Raw genomic sequence first — 17,889 nt, 5'->3', positions numbered from 1 at the left:
GGGTCATCGGGCGGTGAACACGGACCCAACGGTCCCTCTCGCGCGCCCGACCGCACTAGGCTGACCTCGTGACCACGACGACCGGATTTGGGAGTGCGGGCCTGGCCCGGCGCGCGGTGTCGACGCTGTCGACGGCCGGCCGATCCGCAACGGAGTCGGCCACCGCCATGCTGGCCCGCCGCGGGGTGACCTCGGCGCGTGCATTCGGCGCCGACGCCGACGAGATCTTGACGCACACGGTCGGATCTCCCCAGCTGCGTGACGGCGCGTTCCGCAATCTGCACGACATCGAATCCGCGGTCGACGCCGACCTGCGGGTGATTCTGGACATGGCCCGTCGGCCCGGGCGCCCGAAACGGGCGATCCAGGTGCTCACACCCGGGTTCGGCGACGAACCCGGCGACCTGCGCGTCACATGGCTCGGGCATGCGTCGGTTCTCGTCGAACTCGACGGGACCCGGATTCTCACCGACCCGGTCCTGAGTCGCCGGTGTTCGCCTTCTCAGCTGGTCGGTCCGGCCCGGATGCACCCGTCGCCCGTGACCGTCGACGACCTCCCGCCCATCGATGTGGTCTTGATCAGCCACGACCACTACGACCATCTCGACATGGAGACCGTCGTCGAGCTCGCCACCCGGCAACCCCAGGCCAGATTCGTCATGCCGCTGGGTGTCGGTGCGCACCTGATGCGGTGGGGGATCGCGCCCGAACGCATCGACCAGGCCGACTGGTGGGACGACCTGGCGGTGCGCGTCGGGGACACCGACCTCACGTTCAGCTGCTATCCGGCACGGCATTTCTCCGGACGTTCCCTGACGCGCAATCTCACACAGTGGTCGAGCTGGGTGGTGGCCGGTCCGACGCATCGAATGTTCTTCTCCGGTGACACCGGATTCTCGGAGCACTTCGACGAGGTCGGTGCCCGCGCCGGTTCGGTCGACCTGACGTTGGTGGCGGTCGGCGCGTACGACCCGGTGTGGCCGGATGTGCACGTGAATCCCGAGGAGGCCGTCACCGTGCATCGCATGATGACCCGGGGCCACCACCGTGACTCGGTGATGCTGCCGATCCACTGGGGCACGTTCAATCTCGCCCGCCACTCGTGGGCCGATCCCATCGCGCGTCTGCTTCCGGCGGCCGCGGCGAACGCGACCACGGTGATGGTTCCGCCACCGGGCGGCGCCATCGACCTCGTCTCCCGCGTCGGGACCGGACTCGATCACCCGGCGTGGTGGGAGGCGTCGGCGTGACCCAGGTGTCCGCCGCGACCACCGGTAACCCCGGCCTCACCGCCGACGAGGTCGCTGCGCGGGTGGCCGACGGCCGGGTCAACCAGCGCCCCGACCGCTCGGGCCGCACCGTTGGCGACATCGTCCGTGCCAACGTCTTCACCCGCATCAACGCGTTGCTCGGTGTGTTGTTCGCCGTCGTCGCCGCCACGGGATCATTCATCAACGGTCTCTTCGGGCTGCTGATCATCGCCAACAGTGGGATCGGCATCATCCAGGAGGTCCGTGCCAAACGAACCCTCGACAAACTCGCCATCGTCGGACAGGCCACCCCGATCGTGCGCCGCGATGGCACGGCGGCCGCACTCCCACCGGAGGAGGTGGTCCTCGACGACATCATCGAGATCGGTCCGGGTGACCAGGTCGTCGTCGACGGCGAGCTGGTCGAATCCCTGGCGCTCGACGTCGACGAATCACTGCTCACCGGCGAGGCCGATCCGGTGGACAAATCGCCGGGGGATCAGATCCTGTCCGGCAGCTTCGTCGTCGCCGGGACGGGTGCGTACCGGGCGACGAAGGTCGGTGCCGACGCCTACGCCGCCCAACTCGCCGCGGAGGCCTCGAAGTTCACCTTGGTGTCCTCCGAACTTCGCTCGGGAATCGATCAGATCCTCAAGGTGATCACCTGGCTGCTGATCCCCGCCGGCATCCTCACGATCGTCAATCAGCTGTTCATCAGCAACAGCGGTATCCGGGCGTCCCTGCTCGGTATGGTCGCCGCGTTGGTGCCGATGGTTCCCGAAGGCCTGGTGCTGATGACCTCGATCGCCTTTGCGGTCGGCGTGATCCGGCTCGGACAGCGGCAGTGCCTGGTCAACGAGTTGCCGGCGATCGAGGGCCTGGCCCGGGTCAACGTGGTCTGTGCGGACAAGACGGGCACCCTCACCGAGAACGGGATGCGTCTCGCCGAGGTCCGCCCGGTCGACGGCCCGGCGTCGGACCGGCTCGCCCACGTGTTGGCCGCCCTGGCCGCACACGATCCGCGGCCCAACGCCAGCGTGCAGGCACTCGCCGAGGCATACCCCGATCCGCCCGCTTGGACGATGAGCGCCATCGAACCGTTCACCTCGGCCAAGAAGTGGAGCGGCATGTCGTTCCGGGACGAGGCCGACCGGGACGTGGGCAACTGGTTGATAGGCGCCCCCGACGTTCTCCTGGACCCGGCGAGCGAGACCGCCTCGGTCGCCGGTGAGCTGGGCGCACATGGTCTGCGAGTCCTGCTGTTGGCGCAGACCGACGTCGTCGTGGACACCGAGCCGCCCAGCGGTGTCCCGGCACCCGGAAACGTCGCACCCGTCGCCCTCGTGGTGCTGGAGCAGCGGGTACGTCCGGATGCCCAGGAGACCTTGGAGTACTTCGGGAGCCAAGGAGTGGACGTCAAGGTGATCTCGGGCGACAACGCCCTGTCGGTCGGAGCGGTCGCGGCGTCGCTGGGCCTCGGATCGCCGGCGACGTCGGTGGATGCCCGCACCCTGCCCACTGACACCGGAGCGCTCGCCGACGTCGTCCGGCGATCCATCACCTTCGGCAGGGTGCGACCGGACCAGAAGCGGTCGATGGTCAAGGCCTTGCAGTCGGTCGGCGACACGGTCGCGATGACCGGCGACGGAGTCAACGACGTGCTCGCGCTCAAGGATGCCGACATCGGTGTGGCGATGGGGTCAGGCAGTTCGGCGGCTCGTTCGGTCGCGCAGATCGTGTTGCTGGACAACAAGTTCGCCACCCTTCCCTATGTGGTGGGCGAGGGTCGGCGGGTGATCGGCAACATCGAGCGGGTATCGAATCTGTTCCTGACCAAGACCGTCTACGCGGTCTTGCTGGCCTTGTTCGTCGGTCTCGGCGGCGTCTGCGGCAAGCTGTTCGGGTTCGGTTCGCTCAGCTATCCCTTCCAGCCGATCCACGTGACGATCTCGGCGTGGTTCACGATCGGCATCCCCGCCTTCGTCCTGTCGCTGGCGCCCAACAACGAACGCGCCCGCACCGGGTTCGTGCGGCGCGTGCTGTCACAGGCGGTACCGAACGGGATCATCGTCGGTCTGGCCACCTTCGCCACCTATGTGATCGTCAATCCGGGCGGTGATGGGATGAGCATCGGATCGCACGAATCGGTGGACTTCAGCCCTGCGCAGACCCAGGCCGCCACCGCGGCGCTGATCACGCTGCTCGCCGTCGCCCTGTACGTCCTTGCTGTGGTGGCCCGGCCGTACAACTGGTGGAAGGTGCTGTTGCTGGCGGTGTCCGTGGGTGCCTACGTCATCATCTTCACCTGGCCATGGACGCAGCACCTCTTCAAGCTCGACTCGTCGAATCTGCAGATGATCTCGGTGGCGTTCGTCTCCGCTGCGGTGGGTATCGCCGCGGTGGAGGCGGTGTCCCGCATCGTCCCGCGGATCATCGCGCGACGGGATGTGCAGCGGGCGGCTGTCTGACCGGGGTGTTTGCGCGCAGGAGCGAGCGCCCCGGCTCGTGTCTCTACACTTGGCCCCATGGATCTCAAGGGACTGGTGGACAAGGCGAAGGCCGCGATCAAAGGCAACCCGAGTTTGATCGACAAGGGCGGCGAGGCCGTCAACAAGGCGACCGGCGGCAAGTACACCGGACACGTGGACAAGGCGCAGGATGCGGTCAAGAAGGCGGTCGGCGTCGACGAGACGCCGGCGCCGAACGCGGCACCGCAGCCGTCTGCCGATCCGGTGAAACCTGAACCGCCGAAACAGGATTCGCCGACGCCCGAGCCGCCGACGCAGGATCGGCCGCAGCCGTAGGAGGGGTCGGCTCGTTCGTGGCGTCGTCGGCGCGGGGATGTCGACGATAGGCCGACACGGTCGGATCGTCGAGCACCCAGAACCGCCAGGGGACGTCGGCGGCGAGACGAACGCCGACGCGCGGTCCGACACCGATGTCAGCCGGCACCGTCCGGTCGCCCCGATCTACGTAGACGGGTGAACCGTCGTCGAGGTGACTGTCGAGATCGTCCATCGTGATGCCGAGCGCCCGGGTGAGGTTTCCCGGTCCGCGCGCGAGGGCGTGGGTGTGCTTCGCGGTCGGACGCCGTCGGCGCGCCAGGTCCAGCCCGTCGACGATCTCTCCGGCACGGATCAACACCGCGGAACCCTGCTCGGTGGGACCCGTCACCACATTGGCGCAGAAGTGTCCGTGAATCCGGTAGACATACAGCCGCCCGGCGGGGCCGTACATGATCTCGGACCTGGCTGTCCGCTTGAATCCGTGCGACGCGGGATCGTCACGTCCGCCGTACGCTTCGACCTCGGTGATGCGTGCGGCGACCCCGTGCCCGATCAGAACGGTGCCCAGGAGGGCTCGGGCGTGGTCGCTGACGCTAGGCTCACTGACCATGGCCAAGACAAGTGACTCCATCGACGTGGACTTGTCCGTCGAGGATACCTGGGCGGCCGCGTCCGATCTGACGCGCTATTCGGAATGGCTCGTGCTGCACGACGGGTGGCGCTGCGCATTGCCGGCCCCGAACGAACTGGGCGAGGGCGTTGCGCTCGCATCGGTGGTCATTGTCAAGGGAACCCGGATACGGTTCGACTGGACGATCGAGAAGTACCGCCCGTGCGAGCAGGTCCGGCTCAAGGGGAACGGCAAGGGCGGCGTCAAGGCCAAGCTCGATCTCGGCATCCTTCCGACGGAGGCCGGGTCGACAGTAACGTTCACAGTTGATCTCGGCGGCCTGCCGTTGATCGGGCCGGCGGGCAAGGCCGCGGCCATGGCGGTATCCGGGGACCTGCGGAAGTCGTTGGCGACTTTCCGTGAGGTGTTCGGCTGATCTGAGGGGGGACGGCGATGGGGCGCCATAGTTCGGGCGGTGACCGCCCGGAGCCGGGAGCGGAGCGAGCGGGCCGTGTGCCTGGGGAGCCGGGAGCGGAGCGAGCGGGCCGTGTGCCTGGGGAGCCGGGAGCGGAGCGAGCGGGCCGTGTGGCCGGGGAGCCGGGAGCGGAGCGAGCGGGCCGTGTGGCCGGGGAGCCGGGAGCGGAGCGAGCGGGCCGTGTGGCCGGGGAGCCGGGAGCGGAGCGAGCGGGCCGTGTGGCCGGGGAGCCGGGAGCGCAGCGAGTGGGCGGGTCTGCGCCGCGGAGTGGACCGATCGACACCAGGTCGGGCCGTCGCGCATCCGCCGGCGATGACGGGTTCGGCTTCGAGCACCGGCGTGCGTCGTCGGGACGTCGGGCGGGCTGGATCTGGGGCCTTGCCGCGTTGGTGCTGGTGGTCGCGCTCACCACGGGCTTCGTCCTGTGGCGGACGGGCGCGGTGGGGTGCGCCGACCGCACGTCGGTCGCGGTCGCGTCCGATCCGGCGATGACCGGGGCGTTGCGCTCGGTCGCACAGAAGGCCTCGGAGGACAGCTGCTTCGATTTCAAGGTCACCGGAGTGGCCGGCGCCGAGGTGCCCGGCCAGCTGACCAGCGGCGACAAGTCGCCCGACCTCTGGGTTGCCGACTCGCAGATCCAGGCTCGCCGGGTGACCACGCAGGTTCGTCGCGACCTTAACCTGATCTCGCCGTCGATCGCGACGTCGCCGACCGTCGTCGTCGGCAAGTCCGTGCCCGAGCTGACGAGCTGGGTCGACGTGATGAAGCTCCAGGATCTGCGGACCGGTAGTCCGATCGACACCAGTACCGGCGATGCCCCCATCGTCGGTGCGCTCGCCGAGGAGAACAGTGGCGATCTGACCGACAATCAGCTGACATCGGCGATGACGGTGTTGGCCATTCAGCAGAACAATGCGCGCCTGGAGAACGACAGCGACGGCGTGCGGCTGAATCTGGCCAACACGTCCGACGTCCCGGTGGTCACCACCGAGCAGCAGTATCTGCTGTTCACCCGGACCCACAGTGGCTCGGCACTGAAGGCGTCGGTGCCGGCCGACGGCACCGTCATGTTGGATTACCCGATGGTGAACACGGCCGGTGCGGCGCGCAGTGATACCGCGGCCGAGGCCGGTAAGGCGCTCGCCGACAAGCTCGCGTCCGATGAGGGGGTCAAGGCGCTCAACGGGTCGGGGTACCGCGATGCCGCGGGCGATCCACTCCCGGACAACGCGGGCGTGGGCCAGGTGAAGGTTCTCCAGCTGAAGGATCCGACGCAGGTCGACAAGGCGATCCGTCAGTGGCAGGTGCTCGGTGTGCCGATCCGAACCCTCGTCGTCGAGGACACCTCCGGATCGATGGCTGCGCCGGCCGGGGACACGACGCGTGCCGGGCTGTTGACCGAAGCGTCGCTGACCGGGCTGAAGCTGTTCCCGAACAACACCATGATCGGTGCCTGGGCCTTCGGCATCGACAAGGGCGGGCCGGACCAGGACTGGAAGTGGATGTCACCGATCCGCAGGCTCGATGCGGACGCGGTCGGCGGCGGAACGCACCGCGACGAACTGGCCCGGGCCACGCGGCGCGGTCTGGCGCCGTCTCAGCTCGGGGGCGGCACGGGTCTGTACGACACGACGCTCGCAGCCTTCAAGGAGGTGCAGAGCAGCTACGACCCGAACTACTCGAACTCGGTCATCATCATGACCGACGGGCAGAACGAGGACCCCAACAGCATCAGCCTGGACACGTTGCTGTCCGAGCTGAAACGCCTCGAGGATCCGGCGCGACCGGTGCTCGTGCTGACCATCGGTATCTCCGACGACGCGGACACCGACGCGTTGAAGCAGATCGCGGATGCCACCCCGGGTGGCACCACATATGTCGCGAAGACCCCGGAGGACATCCAGAACGTGTTCGTCGATGCGATCCAGGCCAGGATCGAGGCGGCCGGCCGCTGACCGGCTTCCGATCGAGCCGGGATACCGAGATCGAGATCGGCGACGGATTCGCTGTCAATGGTCGTCGGCGGCCACCCGGCGCAGCACGGTGAGGACGTGCTCGATCATCGGCGAGGGCTCCGCGGCGACCCGTGCCACGGCGAGGTCGACCGTGGGCGCATCGGGTACGAGCGGTAGGTAGCGCACGCCGGCGATCCCGAGCGCCGCGGTCGGCTCCGGCACGATCGCCACCCCGAGGCCCGCGGCGACCAGCGTGACCAGTGTCGACGTCTCGGCGACCTCATGGCGGATCTGCGGGACGAATCCGGCGGCCGCGCAGATCGAGGCCACGATCCCGTTCATCACCGAGCGGCCCTGGCCGGCGTGGGCGATGAAGTCCGCATCGCGGAGATCGGTCGCCGTCACGGTGTCGCCCGCCGCACGCGGATCGCCATCGGGCATCGCGACGAAGAGCCGGTCGTGGCGGATCGTCTCGACGACGACCTCGGAGCCACCGACGGGTGGCCGGAGCAGGGCCAGGTCGATCTCGCCGGACAGCAGCGCCGAGAGCTGGGCCGGCGCGAGCATCTCGCCGCGCACACTCACATCCAGGTCCGGCAGTTCCTCACGCAGCGCGCGGACGAGCCGGGGGAGCAACGAGTAGGTCGCCGACCCCACGCACCCGATCGCCAGCGAACCCTGTCGACCTTGCGAGATCCGTTGCGCGTGCAGTCCGGCCAGGTCGACGGCGTCGAGGATCTCCTCCACCCGGCGGAGGTACGACTCGCCGGCGGGGGTGAGCTCGACGCGACGGGTCGAGCGAACCAGCAGCTGCACGCCCAGCTCCTCTTCAAGCTGTCGGATCTGCTGGGACAGCGGTGGCTGAGCGATGTGCAGGCGTTCCGCGGCGCGGCCGAAATGCAGCTCTTCGGCGACCGCTCGGAAATACCGAAGGTGGCGCAACTCCATGATTAAGACTCTACGCATATCAAAAATGTCGAAATGGATACTTCTCAATATCGGCGAGCGTTCCTATCGTTGACGTATGACCAGCACCGCCTCCGACATCGTCATCTGTTCGCCGCTCCGCACGCCGGTAGGTCGGATGGGGGGCGCTCTCGCCCCGCTCACCGTCACCGACCTCGCCACCGGGCTGCTGCGGGAACTGGCATCCCGCACCGGACTGGGCGAGGGGGACGTCGACGACGTCATCCTCGGCCAGGGCTACGCCAACGGTGAATCGCCGGCGATCGGGCGGATCGCCGCCCTCGACGCCGGCCTGGGCGTCGGAGTCCCCGGCATGCAGGTCGATCGACGCTGCGGCTCGGGGCTGCAGGCTATCCTGAACGCTGCGTCGCAGGTCGCGACCGGGGGAGCGCGCCTGGTCGTCGCGGGTGGTGCCGAATCGATGTCCAACGTCGAGCACTATGCACTGGGCCTGCGGACCGGCATCCGGCAGGGCGGGGTCGAGCTGATGGACCGCCTCGACCGCGGCCGTCTGACCGCGGGTGGTGAGAGCCATCCGGTTCCCGGCGGCATGATCGAGACCGCGGAGAACCTCCGGGCCCGCTACGGGATCGGGCGGCAGGAACAGGACGAACTCGCCGTCACCTCGCACCAGCGGGCGATCGCGGCTCACGAGGCCGGGCGCTTCGCCGACGAGCTGGTGGCCGTGACGGTGCCCGGCAAGCGGGGCAAGCCGGACGTCGTCGTCGATCGCGATGAACACCCGCGCGCCGATGCCACCGTCGAATCGATGGGCAAGCTCCGGCCGATCCGCCTCAAGCTCGACCCCGAATCAACGGTCACCGCGGGCAATGCGTCCGGACAGAACGACGGTGCCGCCATGTGTGTGGTCACCACGCGCGCCGAAGCGGAACGTCGAGGCCTCGACCCCATGCTGGCGCTGACCTCCTGGGCGGTCACCGGCTGCGACCCCGAGACGATGGGCATCGGTCCCGTCGGTGCGACCGCAGCCGCGCTGGACCGCGCGGGCCTGACCCTCGACGAGATCGACCTCATCGAACTCAACGAGGCCTTCGCCGCCCAGGTGCTCGCCGTCCTCGCCGAATGGAAGGTCGACGCGACAGATGAACGCCTGAATCCCAACGGCTCCGGCATCTCGCTCGGTCATCCGATCGGGGCCACCGGGGCCCGCATCCTGGCCACCGCAGCCCACGAGGCGCGGCGCCGGGGCTCACGCCGGGTGCTGGAGACCATGTGCATCGGCGGCGGCCAGGGGTTGGCGGCGGTCTTCGAGGTGATCCGATGAGCGCCGTGGAGGTCGAAGCGGTCGTCAGCGGGCGGCCCGAGGGGCCCGCGGTCGTGTTGTCGAACTCGCTGGGCTCGACCTACCGGATGTGGGATGCGCAGCTGGCTGCTCTCGAAGAGCGCTTCCGCGTGGTCCGGTACAACACCCGGGGCCACGGGCAATCGCCGGTTCCGCAGGGACCGTACACGATCGACGATCTCGCCGATGACGTGATCGCCCTGCTCGACCGACTCGACATCGAACGCGCGCACATCGTCGGACTGTCGCTCGGGGGAATGACCGCCATGCGGCTCGGTGTGCGGAACCCGGAGCGGGTCGAGCGGCTTGCTCTGCTGTGCACGGGCGCCCAACTCACTCCGTCATCAGCGTGGACCGATCGGGCTGCTACCGTGCGCGAGCGGGGCAGCGGTGCCGTGGCCGAAGCCGTTGTGCAGCGCTGGTTCACCGCTGACTACCTTGCGGCACAGCCGGATTCCAAGGCCTACCACGAGCAGATGGTCGTCGACACGTCGGCCGAGGGTTATGCCGGATGTTGTGAGGCGATCGCGGTCATGGACCAACGTGCCGACCTGTCCTCGATCGTCGCACCCACGCTGGCGATCGCCGGCGCCGACGATCCGGCCACTCCGCCGCCCAAACTCGAAGAGATCGCCGAGAGCGTGAAGAACGGCCGACTGCTGGTCGTCCCGCACTCCGCACACCTGGCGAACGCCGAACAACCCGAGATCATCACCCCAGCACTGACAGAGCATTTGGAGCACTCATGAGCATCGACAAACTGGCCGGTTCCGCCGCCGAGGCCGTCGCCGACATCCCCGACGGCGCCAGCCTCGCGGTCGGAGGGTTCGGTCTCGCCGGCATCCCGTGGTTCCTCATCGAGGCGTTGCTGGAACAGGGCGCCGGCAACCTCACCATCGCATCCAACAACTGCGGCGTCGACGGCGCCGGCCTCGGGTTGCTGCTGGAGGCACGCCGGATCGACAAGGTCATCGCGTCCTACATCGGTGAGAACAAAGAGTTCGGCCGCCAGTTCCTCGCCGGTGAGGTCACCGTTGAACTCACCCCGCAGGGCACCCTGGCCGAGCGGATGCGCGCCGGTGGCAGCGGCATCGGCGCCTTCTACACCCCGACCGGTGTCGGCACCCTTGTCGCCGACGGCGGACTGCCCTGGCGTTACAACCCCGACGGCAGCGTCGCCCTGGCCTCCGAACCCAAGGAGGTGCGCACCTTCAACGGGCAGGACATGGTCCTCGAGGAGGCGATCGTCACCGACTACGCGTTGATCCGTGCGGCCGTGGTCGACAAGGCAGGCAACTGCAAGTTCCACGCGGCAGCCCGCAACTTCAATCCGCCGGCCGCGATGTCGGGCCGCACCACCATCGTCGAGGCGGAGAAGGTGGTCGAGGTCGGCGAGCTCGCGCCCGACGACATCCACCTGCCCGGCATCTTCGTCAAGCGCATCGTCGCCCTGACCCCGGAACAGGCGGCGCGCAAGGAGATCGAACAGCGCACCACACGTCCCCGCCCCGGCCAGACCGACGCCTGACCCGGCACACCAGTAGGAGAACTCTCATGACCTGGACTCGCACCGAGATGGCCGCCCGCGCTTCACGAGAGCTGCGGCCCGGTGACTACGTCAACCTCGGGATCGGTCTGCCGACACTGATTCCCGATCACCTGCCCGACGACTCCGGCATCATGCTGCACGCCGAGAACGGCATCCTCGGCGTCGGCCCGTATCCCTACGATGACGAGGTCGACCCCGACCTGATCAACGCCGGCAAGCAGACCGTCTCGGTCCTGCCCGGAGCGTCCTACTTCGACTCGGCGACCAGCTTCGCGATGATTCGCGGCGGTCACGTGGACGTCGCCGTGCTCGGTGGCATGCAGGTGTCCGGCAACGGGGACCTCGCCAACTGGATGGTGCCCGGCGCGATGGTCAAGGGCATCGGCGGCGCAATGGATCTCGTCAACGGGGCCGGCCAGGTCATCGTGCTGATGGAGCACAGCACCAAGAAGGGCGACCCCAAGCTGGTCGCACACTGCTCGCTGCCGCTCACCGGACGTTCCGTGGTCACCCGCGTCATCACCGACCTCGGTGTCTTCGACGTCAACGGCACCGGTTTCGACGTCGTGGAACTGGCTGACGGCGTGGACTTCGCACACGTCGAGGCCAAGACGGGCGCGCCGCTGACGGACCGCACGTCGGCCGCTGTCCCCGTCCCCTGACGGCCTGTTCCTCGGTTCTTCCCCCGGGTATCGTCATATCCCCCAACTGCTTTCGGCGGATAAGACGAGACCCGGGGGAAGAACTGTGCCGAGGTCATCGGGCGACGCCGATTGGCGGGCAAGGCCGGTCACCGGCGTGCGGCGGCGAGCTCGGAGCGTGACCGCAGGCCGAGCTTCGCGTAGATCCGGGTCAGGTGGTATTGGACGGTCTTCGGCGAGATGTACAGTTCGGCGGCGACCTCCCGATTCGAGAGGCCGCGCGCGACAAGCGCGGTGACCGCTTCCTCCTGGGGGGTCAACTCGACGATGCCGCGATCCGCGCGGGTCACGTTCAGGCCGCCCGCCTTGAGCTCGCGGTCGCAGCGCTGGACATAGGTGGTGGCACCCAGCGACAGGTAGATCTCGCGGGCGGTGGTGATGATCGCATCGGCCGCACGGCGTTTCCCCGCGCGTCGCAGGGTCTGACCGTACGCGAAGTTGACGCGGGCGAGGTCATAGCGCAATGGGAGACCGTCGAGTAATTCGAGTGCCTCCTCGAATGTCTTTCGGGCAAGTGGTATCTCGCCGGTTGCGCCGAGGAATCGCCCGCGCGCGTACTTGAGCCGTGCGCCGGCGGAACGGTGACCGCGCTCCGACGCCCGCTGTTCGTGCGGTCGGAGCAATGCGTCCGCCGCGTCGAGTCGTCCGCCGATCACCATCGCGTTCGCCAACACGTCCACCCACGGCCAGAAGCCCGGTTCGGTGAGCGCGGGTACCTCGTCGGCCAAGCGGATCAAGGGATCGAGCACGCGCTGTACCCTGGCGTAATCTGCTGCCGCCTCCGCGATCTGGGCTCGGGCGAGCATCTCGGGAATGCGCATGATCTCGTAATCCCCGGCTCCGGTGGCACCGAGTTCGACGCTGCGCTCGGCCTCATCCCAGTCACCGCGGAGCGAATGAATCGCCGCGGCAGTCCAATTCAACAACGGACTGGCCAGCTCGATACCACTGGCGCGGGCCAGCGAGCGGCCGGCGTCGACGGTGTGTAGCGCCTGTTCCCAATCCCCGGTGACGAACTGGGTGCGTGCCAGCCAGGCTTGCGCCCACAGTGAGATCCGTGTGGAACCGCCGAGGTTCGCCATCGACACCGCCGTTTCGAGATTGCTGCGCGCGGCGCCGACGTCATCGAGACCGAGCTGCAGCCACCCTCGACCCATCGTGGCGCGCTGGGCCTGGGCGCCGAAACGGATCCGTTCGGCAAGCCCGGCGTAGTCTGACGCCGCCTCCTGCGGGCGCCCGGACCACGCCAGGCCCAGACCCCGGATCACCGCAGCCTCCACGCCCGCGGGGGACTGGCTGCCCGCCATGGCGATCGCGCGATCGGCCCACTCCACGAGTTCGTTGCCTTGGCAACGCACCAGATTGTGCAGGACATAGCGTTGGGCGATGACGGCGGCGATGTCGGGATCACGGTCGAAATTGACGATGCCCCAGGCTCGGTCGAGACGTATGCGTGCTTCCGCCGAGCGTCCCCGGAGGATCGCGAGATATGCCAGAGACGCGTTGCGCAAAGGGGTTTCACGCATGCTCTCCACCACCGGTACCAGCGCGCCGGCATCGATGCAGTCGCCGGCCGCCAACAGTGCATCGACGGCGAGGGTTATGCGGGTGTCGCGAAGGACCGGGTCCGCGGTCAGGCGGCCGGCCTGCCGGTAGAGCCCGGCCGCCTCGGCCCATGCCCCGTCGGCGCCCCGGCGCTGTGCCAACTCATCGAGGTCGTCGGCCAGGTCCGGATCGAAGGTGGGGGTCGCGGCCACGCGATGGTGCAGTCGGCGTGCGGGGTCGGTGACGATGTCCGCGGCGCGGCGATGTGCGTCACCGACGGCACGCATGCCCATCACCTCGAGTACTGCTGCGCGGGTGAGTGAATCGATCAGGCGTGGTTCGGTTTCGGCTGGGGTGACCCCGGCGGGCCGCTCCAGCAGCCCGCTGCCGGCCGCGACGTCGAGGGCGCTGAGCGGGTTGTCGTCGATGCCGGCGAGCGCCACCGCGGCATCAAGCGGTTCGACCTCATCCAGCACGGCGAGAGCTTCGACGAGCGAACGTGCCTGCGGGGTACACCGTGTCAGCCGTTCGCGCACGTCGGCGACGGTGTGGTTGGGCGCCGGCAGCGTGTGGTCACTGCGTGCCCACACGCGGGTCGGGACCTCGTCGAAGAGGGCCAGGATGTCTCGCGGGTTTCCGCCGGTGTGCCGAACCAGGTGGTCGACCATCGACGGATGGAGCACCAGCCCCCGGATGCCGGCGAGTTCGCCGACCGCCGCACCACCCAGGCCGTCGAGGCGCATCTCGTCGGCGATCAGTCCGGGCCACAGGACCCCGGACCGCGACGTGGTCAGGACGACCAGAACCCGTAGGGACCGATGTGCGCGCGTCGTCGACAGGAGCATCTGCATCGATTCGGGATCGACGTACTCGGCGTCGTCGACGACGACGATCGCCGGCTCGGTGCCGTCGAGCCGTCCCACCAGTAGACGCGCGAGCTCGTCCGGGGATGCCGAGTCGGGGACCTGGAGCAGCTGACGCGCGACCGCGCAGGGGGAGTCGGTCTCCCAGGGCGCGGCCTGCGCCCACAACGCCCGGGTGTCGTCGTGGGCGTCGCGATGCCCGTGCCCGAGCCTTGCCACCAGGGTGGACTTCCCGATTCCGGGGTCGCCGCGGATGACGAGAAACTCGGGACCGGTGATCGACTGGGCGCGGGTGAGCAGGCCGCTGATCTCGGTATCCCTTCCCACGCACTCGGCCACGACGATCATCGCCTCATCGTATGTCCGATCCGGTCGACGCCTGCCCGAATCGGGTGCCCGGTCAGCCGAGGTCGCCGCCCGCCACCGGGAGCACGGTCCCGGTGATGTAGGACGCCTCGTCGGACGCCAGGAAACAGATCGCGGCGGACTGCTCGTCGAGCGTGCCGTAGCGGTGCATCAACGACGCCGACAGGGTCTGGTCGATGTGCGCCTGGAACCAGTCCGCCTCGGTGGCGTTCGTGGGGGCCGGTGTGCCTCGTGAGATGCGCCGCGGGGGTGCCTCGGTACCACCGGGCGCGGTGGCCACCACACGGATTCCGGCGTCGGCGTACTCCATCGCCAGCGACGCGGTGATCGCGTTGATGCCACCCTTGGCCGCCGAGTACGGGATGCGGTTGATCCCACGTGTGGCCGCCGACGACACGTTCACGATCACGCCCGCACCCCGCTCCAGCATCGACGGCAGGGCGGCGCGACAGGCGAACAACGTCGTCATCAGCGATCGGTCGATCTCGGCGCGGATCTCCTGATCGGAGAACTCGGTGAACGGTTTGAAGTTGATCGCCCCGCCGACGTTGTTGATCAGCACATCGATGCGCCCGTAGGCGCGCAGTGCTGCCGTCACCACGGACTGCGCACCGTCGTAGGTCTCCAGATCGGCGAGCGCCGGAATGGCACCGGGACCGGTGGCGGCCAGCTCGTCGGCCAGGTCGCCCACGATGTCGGCGCGGTCGGCCAACACCACCTTGCCTCCCTCGGCACTGATGCGGCGGGCCGCCTGCTCGCCGATGCCCTGCGCGGCCCCGGTGACCACCACCACCTTGCCGGCGAATCGGCCGGGGGTGACGAAACGTGGTCTCTTCGCGGCCATCTCGTCGGCCATCGCACGTCGCATGGTCTGCTTGGAACGATCGGCGTGGGCCGAGATGAGCGCTCGCGCCGCATCGTGGTCGCCGGATTCGAACGCGGCCACGATGTCCACATGATCCTGCGCGCACAGTGGGTGGCACCAGGTCGCGTTGCGCAGCACCTCACTCATCCGGCCCTTCACGCCGAGGGCCTTGTAGGCCTCGAGCAGATGGCTGTTGCCGGTCAGCGTGAACAGGTAATCGTGGAAATTGGCGTTGGTCTCGGTGTATTCGGCGGCATCGACGAACTGGTCACCCTTCACGAACGGGAGCGTGGTCTCGGCGAGCAGACGGTATCCGGCCAGTTGCCGACTGGTCAGACGCCCGAAGGTGAGCTCGAGCGCACCGAGCTCCAGCGCTGCGCGCGCCTCGAACAGCGCGTCGGACTCGTGGATCTCCGGGTGTTCCTCGCCGATCTGGTAGCCCTCGGCGGTGACCGTCGTCGAATCCGGAACGGCCGGGGAGTCCGGCGTCTCGGTCGACGAGGACGGCTGCTCGGGTGACGACGAAATCTCCTCTGCGACACGAGGGTGCAGTGGTGTGACGTCTCGGGGCGCGAACACCTCGTGGCCGGCGATCCCGCGGGCGGCGGCCGGGAGCAGTGTTCCCTCGTCCGGATCGAGAACGGCGTCGCCGCCGCTCGGGGACCAGACCTGCTGGCCGCCGATGCGCAGTCGCGAGTCGTCGTCTGCGATTGCGGTCAGCGGTTCCGGCCACGGGGCGATGTCGCTGCGCGGCAGAGTGATCTGACCGGCGATGGCGCGCGCGTCGGACGCCGGGATCACGCCCTCGTCGGAGATCGCCGGCGACGTGGCAGCGGGGACGGCGTCTGCGGGTGCCTCCTCGGTGGCGGGAGCCGCACCGGCCGGGACCGCGAGTGCGAACTTCTCGTAGTAGAAGCCGGTCGGCTCGATACCGGCGTCGGCGACGTGTTTGCGCACCGACTCCACCATCGGTGGCGGTCCACACAGATAGATGGCGACGTCGCCGTCGTAGAGGTGGCCGGGTTCGATCAGGCTCATCACGTAGCCCTTGTTGACCGCTGTGCTGGCCGGATCGGAAACGCAATGGTCCCAGGTGAATCCGAGTAGCGCGCCGGCGAAGAACTCGATGTCGTCGAGTGCGACGAGGTCGGTGTCGGTGGACACGCCGTAGATCAGGTGCACCTTGCGGCGACTGTTGTCGTCATGCAGTTTGCGCAGCATCGACAGGATCGGGGCCAGGCCGGTGCCGCCGGCGAGCAGCAGGACCGGGCGGGTCGCCTCCCGCAGGAAGAATGAACCGTGCGGGCCGGTGAAGGTGATCGATTCGCCGCGGGTGGCCCGTTCGGTGAGGTAGGTCGACATCGCGCCGCCCGAGGTCAGCTTGACCAGGAAGACGAGACGTTCCTCGTGCGGCCCGTTGGCGAAGGAGTAGGAGCGAGACAGCAACCCGCCCTCACCGTCGTCGGTGCCCGGAACGGCGATGTTCACGTACTGACCGGGGAGGAAAGCCAGATCACCGCGGTTGGGGATCTCGATGCCCACCCGCATCGTCGACTCCGAGAGCCGATCGAGATCGACGATCGTGCCGGTGAAGGTGGCCGCCTGGGTCTTGGCGATGTCCGAGGTCGCCGAGATCTGCAGCACCAGATCGGATTGCGGTTTCATGCAGCACGGCAGCGCGTAACCGGCGTCCGACTCGTCGTCGGTCAGAGCGTCTTCGATGTAGGTGCCGCCGTCGTACTCGCCGGACTCGCAGAACGCCTTGCAGGTGCCGCAGGCCCCGTCGCGGCAGTCGAGCGGGATGTTGATGCGTTGCCGGTAGGAGGCGTCGGCGACGGTCTGGTCCTCGCGGCAGGTGATGAACCGTGTGACCCCGTCCTCGAAGGCGAGGGCGACCTGGTGCGTGCGGGAATCGGCACTGCTCGACGCCGCGGCGTCGCGGTCTGTCGTGACGGTCATGGGGTGGACTCCTAGAAGTGGTAGATGTCGACCACGTGGTGGATGTAGTCGTTCTTGAGCACGATCGTCTTGCGCCGGATCAACGGTTGCTCACCGGAGAAATCGATCGTGTAGAACGAGGTGCCGTAATACGGGTCGACGGTGTTGTACCGGAAATACATGGTGTGCCAGTTGAATCGGACGTCGACGAGATCGCCACGCCGTTCGATGACCTCGACATTGGTGATGTTGTGGCTCGTGCGTGGTTCGGGCAGCGAGGTCGCCGAGGAGCGCTCGGTCCGGATGCGGAACACCCGGTCCTCGAGTCCGCCCTTGTTCCCGTAGTAGATCAGCGAGATCTCGCGTTGTGGGTTTTCGGTGAGCCGGTCGGAGTCGTCCCAGGACGGCATCCAGTAGACGACGTCGTCGGCGTAGCACTCGAGCCATTTCTCGAACTCGCGGTCGTCGAGGTAGCGGGCCTCCCGGTAGAGGAATTGCTCGATCATGTTCTGGGTGATGAGCTTTTCGGAACTGGTCGATTGGTTCGCGGGCTGCGTGGTGGTCATCGGGTGATCCTGTTCGGAGTGTCTGGGGTCTCGGGTCTCGGGTCTCGATACGCCCTCGGCTGGCGCCTCGGGCTACTCGACCAGCGAATTGGAGAGTGGCGGTTTCCGCGGATCGAGTAGCAGCGAACGGAGTGAGTCGCGTATCGAGATC

General features: G+C 68.1%; 13 protein-coding genes and 1 pseudogene. 9 read left to right on the top strand and 5 right to left on the bottom strand.

Annotated features, from left to right (window positions below; translation table 11 throughout):
- The first annotated feature begins 68 nt into the window (after nt 1-68).
- Genes AC4AMJ_RS17115 through AC4AMJ_RS17105 form a run of 3 tightly spaced genes read left to right on the top strand, consistent with a single transcriptional unit; the run spans nt 69 to nt 4,054 of the window.
- On the top strand, nt 69-1,250 hold the full coding sequence (locus AC4AMJ_RS17115; protein ID WP_489913482.1) for an MBL fold metallo-hydrolase: 1,182 nt from the start codon (nt 69-71) through the stop codon (nt 1,248-1,250).
- Nucleotides 1,251-1,255: 5 nt separating this feature from the next.
- Complete coding sequence (locus tag AC4AMJ_RS17110) at nt 1,256-3,718, top strand: HAD-IC family P-type ATPase (RefSeq protein ID WP_489918453.1); 2,463 nt, start codon at nt 1,256-1,258, stop codon at nt 3,716-3,718.
- Nucleotides 3,719-3,775: 57 nt separating this feature from the next.
- A complete protein-coding gene (locus tag AC4AMJ_RS17105; protein ID WP_489913480.1) occupies nt 3,776-4,054 on the top strand; it encodes an antitoxin in 279 nt (92 codons plus the stop codon).
- A gap of 25 nt (nt 4,055-4,079) precedes the next feature.
- Here the strand turns inward: AC4AMJ_RS17105 and AC4AMJ_RS17100 are convergent.
- Nucleotides 4,080-4,667: pseudogene (locus tag AC4AMJ_RS17100) on the bottom strand (DNA-3-methyladenine glycosylase); the annotation flags it as partial.
- On the opposite strand from AC4AMJ_RS17100, the gene AC4AMJ_RS17095 reads away from it, so the two are divergent.
- Complete coding sequence (locus tag AC4AMJ_RS17095; protein ID WP_489899925.1) at nt 4,645-5,082, top strand: type II toxin-antitoxin system Rv0910 family toxin; 438 nt, start codon at nt 4,645-4,647, stop codon at nt 5,080-5,082. The pseudogene AC4AMJ_RS17100 and the gene AC4AMJ_RS17095 overlap by 23 nt on opposite strands.
- Nucleotides 5,083-5,099: 17 nt before the next feature.
- On the top strand, nt 5,100-7,076 hold the full coding sequence (locus AC4AMJ_RS17090) for a substrate-binding domain-containing protein (protein WP_489913478.1): 1,977 nt from the start codon (nt 5,100-5,102) through the stop codon (nt 7,074-7,076).
- Nucleotides 7,077-7,130: 54 nt separating this feature from the next.
- Here the strand turns inward: AC4AMJ_RS17090 and AC4AMJ_RS17085 are convergent, their stop codons facing one another.
- Complete coding sequence (locus AC4AMJ_RS17085; protein ID WP_489899928.1) at nt 7,131-8,024, bottom strand: LysR substrate-binding domain-containing protein; 894 nt, start codon at nt 8,022-8,024, stop codon at nt 7,131-7,133.
- A gap of 76 nt (nt 8,025-8,100) precedes the next feature.
- Between AC4AMJ_RS17085 and AC4AMJ_RS17080 the strand changes: the two genes are divergently transcribed.
- From AC4AMJ_RS17080 to AC4AMJ_RS17065, 4 genes are read left to right on the top strand one after another with little or no spacing between them, the layout of a single operon-like run.
- The gene (locus tag AC4AMJ_RS17080) at nt 8,101-9,327 is read left to right on the top strand and encodes an acetyl-CoA C-acetyltransferase (RefSeq protein WP_489899929.1); all 1,227 of its coding nucleotides are present in this window, start codon (nt 8,101-8,103) and stop codon (nt 9,325-9,327) included.
- Complete coding sequence (pcaD, locus tag AC4AMJ_RS17075; RefSeq protein WP_489913476.1) at nt 9,324-10,094, top strand: 3-oxoadipate enol-lactonase; 771 nt, start codon at nt 9,324-9,326, stop codon at nt 10,092-10,094. The genes AC4AMJ_RS17080 and pcaD overlap by 4 nt, the downstream gene beginning before the upstream one ends.
- Nucleotides 10,091-10,873: a CoA transferase subunit A gene (locus tag AC4AMJ_RS17070; RefSeq protein WP_489899931.1), complete on the top strand. Its 783-nt coding sequence runs from the start codon at nt 10,091-10,093 to the stop codon at nt 10,871-10,873. Before pcaD ends, AC4AMJ_RS17070 begins: the two co-directional genes overlap by 4 nt.
- 26 nt (nt 10,874-10,899) lie before the next feature.
- Entirely contained in the window at nt 10,900-11,556 is a 657-nt protein-coding gene (locus AC4AMJ_RS17065) for a 3-oxoacid CoA-transferase subunit B (RefSeq protein WP_489899932.1), read from the top strand.
- Nucleotides 11,557-11,684: 128 nt separating this feature from the next.
- Here AC4AMJ_RS17065 and AC4AMJ_RS17060 read toward each other — a convergent pair whose 3' ends face one another.
- From AC4AMJ_RS17060 to benB, 3 genes are read right to left on the bottom strand one after another with little or no spacing between them, the layout of a single operon-like run.
- Nucleotides 11,685-14,351 carry a helix-turn-helix transcriptional regulator gene (locus AC4AMJ_RS17060; RefSeq protein WP_489913474.1) on the bottom strand — a complete coding sequence of 889 codons (2,667 nt, stop codon included), beginning with the start codon at nt 14,349-14,351 and terminating at the stop codon, nt 11,685-11,687.
- 52 nt (nt 14,352-14,403) lie between these two features.
- The gene (benC, locus tag AC4AMJ_RS17055; RefSeq protein WP_489913472.1) at nt 14,404-17,193 is read right to left on the bottom strand and encodes a benzoate 1,2-dioxygenase electron transfer component BenC; all 2,790 of its coding nucleotides are present in this window, start codon (nt 17,191-17,193) and stop codon (nt 14,404-14,406) included.
- Nucleotides 17,194-17,204: 11 nt separating this feature from the next.
- Nucleotides 17,205-17,738 (bottom strand): benzoate 1,2-dioxygenase small subunit, encoded by a 534-nt coding sequence (gene benB, locus AC4AMJ_RS17050; RefSeq protein ID WP_489899936.1) that lies wholly within the window; start codon nt 17,736-17,738, stop codon nt 17,205-17,207.
- Between the last annotated feature and the right edge of the window lie 151 nt (nt 17,739-17,889).

The sequence above is a fragment of the Gordonia sp. LMA484 genome (assembly GCF_058129505.1).
The sequence above is the reverse complement of the archived record's forward strand: the minus strand, read 5'-3'. Positions and strand labels throughout refer to the sequence as shown.

What these genes read in the sequence shown, in the direction of transcription:
- AC4AMJ_RS17105 (WP_489913480.1), top strand. Translation starts at nt 3,776, where the DNA reads ATGGATCTCAAGGGACTGGTGGACAAGGCGAAGGCCGCGATCAAAGGC.
- AC4AMJ_RS17095 (WP_489899925.1), top strand. Translation starts at nt 4,645, where the DNA reads ATGGCCAAGACAAGTGACTCCATCGACGTGGACTTGTCCGTCGAGGAT.
- AC4AMJ_RS17090 (WP_489913478.1), top strand. Translation starts at nt 5,100, where the DNA reads ATGGGGCGCCATAGTTCGGGCGGTGACCGCCCGGAGCCGGGAGCGGAG.
- AC4AMJ_RS17085 (WP_489899928.1), bottom strand. Translation starts at nt 8,024, where the DNA reads ATGGAGTTGCGCCACCTTCGGTATTTCCGAGCGGTCGCCGAAGAGCTG.
- AC4AMJ_RS17080 (WP_489899929.1), top strand. Translation starts at nt 8,101, where the DNA reads ATGACCAGCACCGCCTCCGACATCGTCATCTGTTCGCCGCTCCGCACG.
- pcaD (WP_489913476.1), top strand. Translation starts at nt 9,324, where the DNA reads ATGAGCGCCGTGGAGGTCGAAGCGGTCGTCAGCGGGCGGCCCGAGGGG.
- AC4AMJ_RS17070 (WP_489899931.1), top strand. Translation starts at nt 10,091, where the DNA reads ATGAGCATCGACAAACTGGCCGGTTCCGCCGCCGAGGCCGTCGCCGAC.
- AC4AMJ_RS17065 (WP_489899932.1), top strand. Translation starts at nt 10,900, where the DNA reads ATGACCTGGACTCGCACCGAGATGGCCGCCCGCGCTTCACGAGAGCTG.
- AC4AMJ_RS17060 (WP_489913474.1), bottom strand. Translation starts at nt 14,351, where the DNA reads ATGATCGTCGTGGCCGAGTGCGTGGGAAGGGATACCGAGATCAGCGGC.
- benC (WP_489913472.1), bottom strand. Translation starts at nt 17,193, where the DNA reads ATGACCGTCACGACAGACCGCGACGCCGCGGCGTCGAGCAGTGCCGAT.
- benB (WP_489899936.1), bottom strand. Translation starts at nt 17,738, where the DNA reads ATGACCACCACGCAGCCCGCGAACCAATCGACCAGTTCCGAAAAGCTC.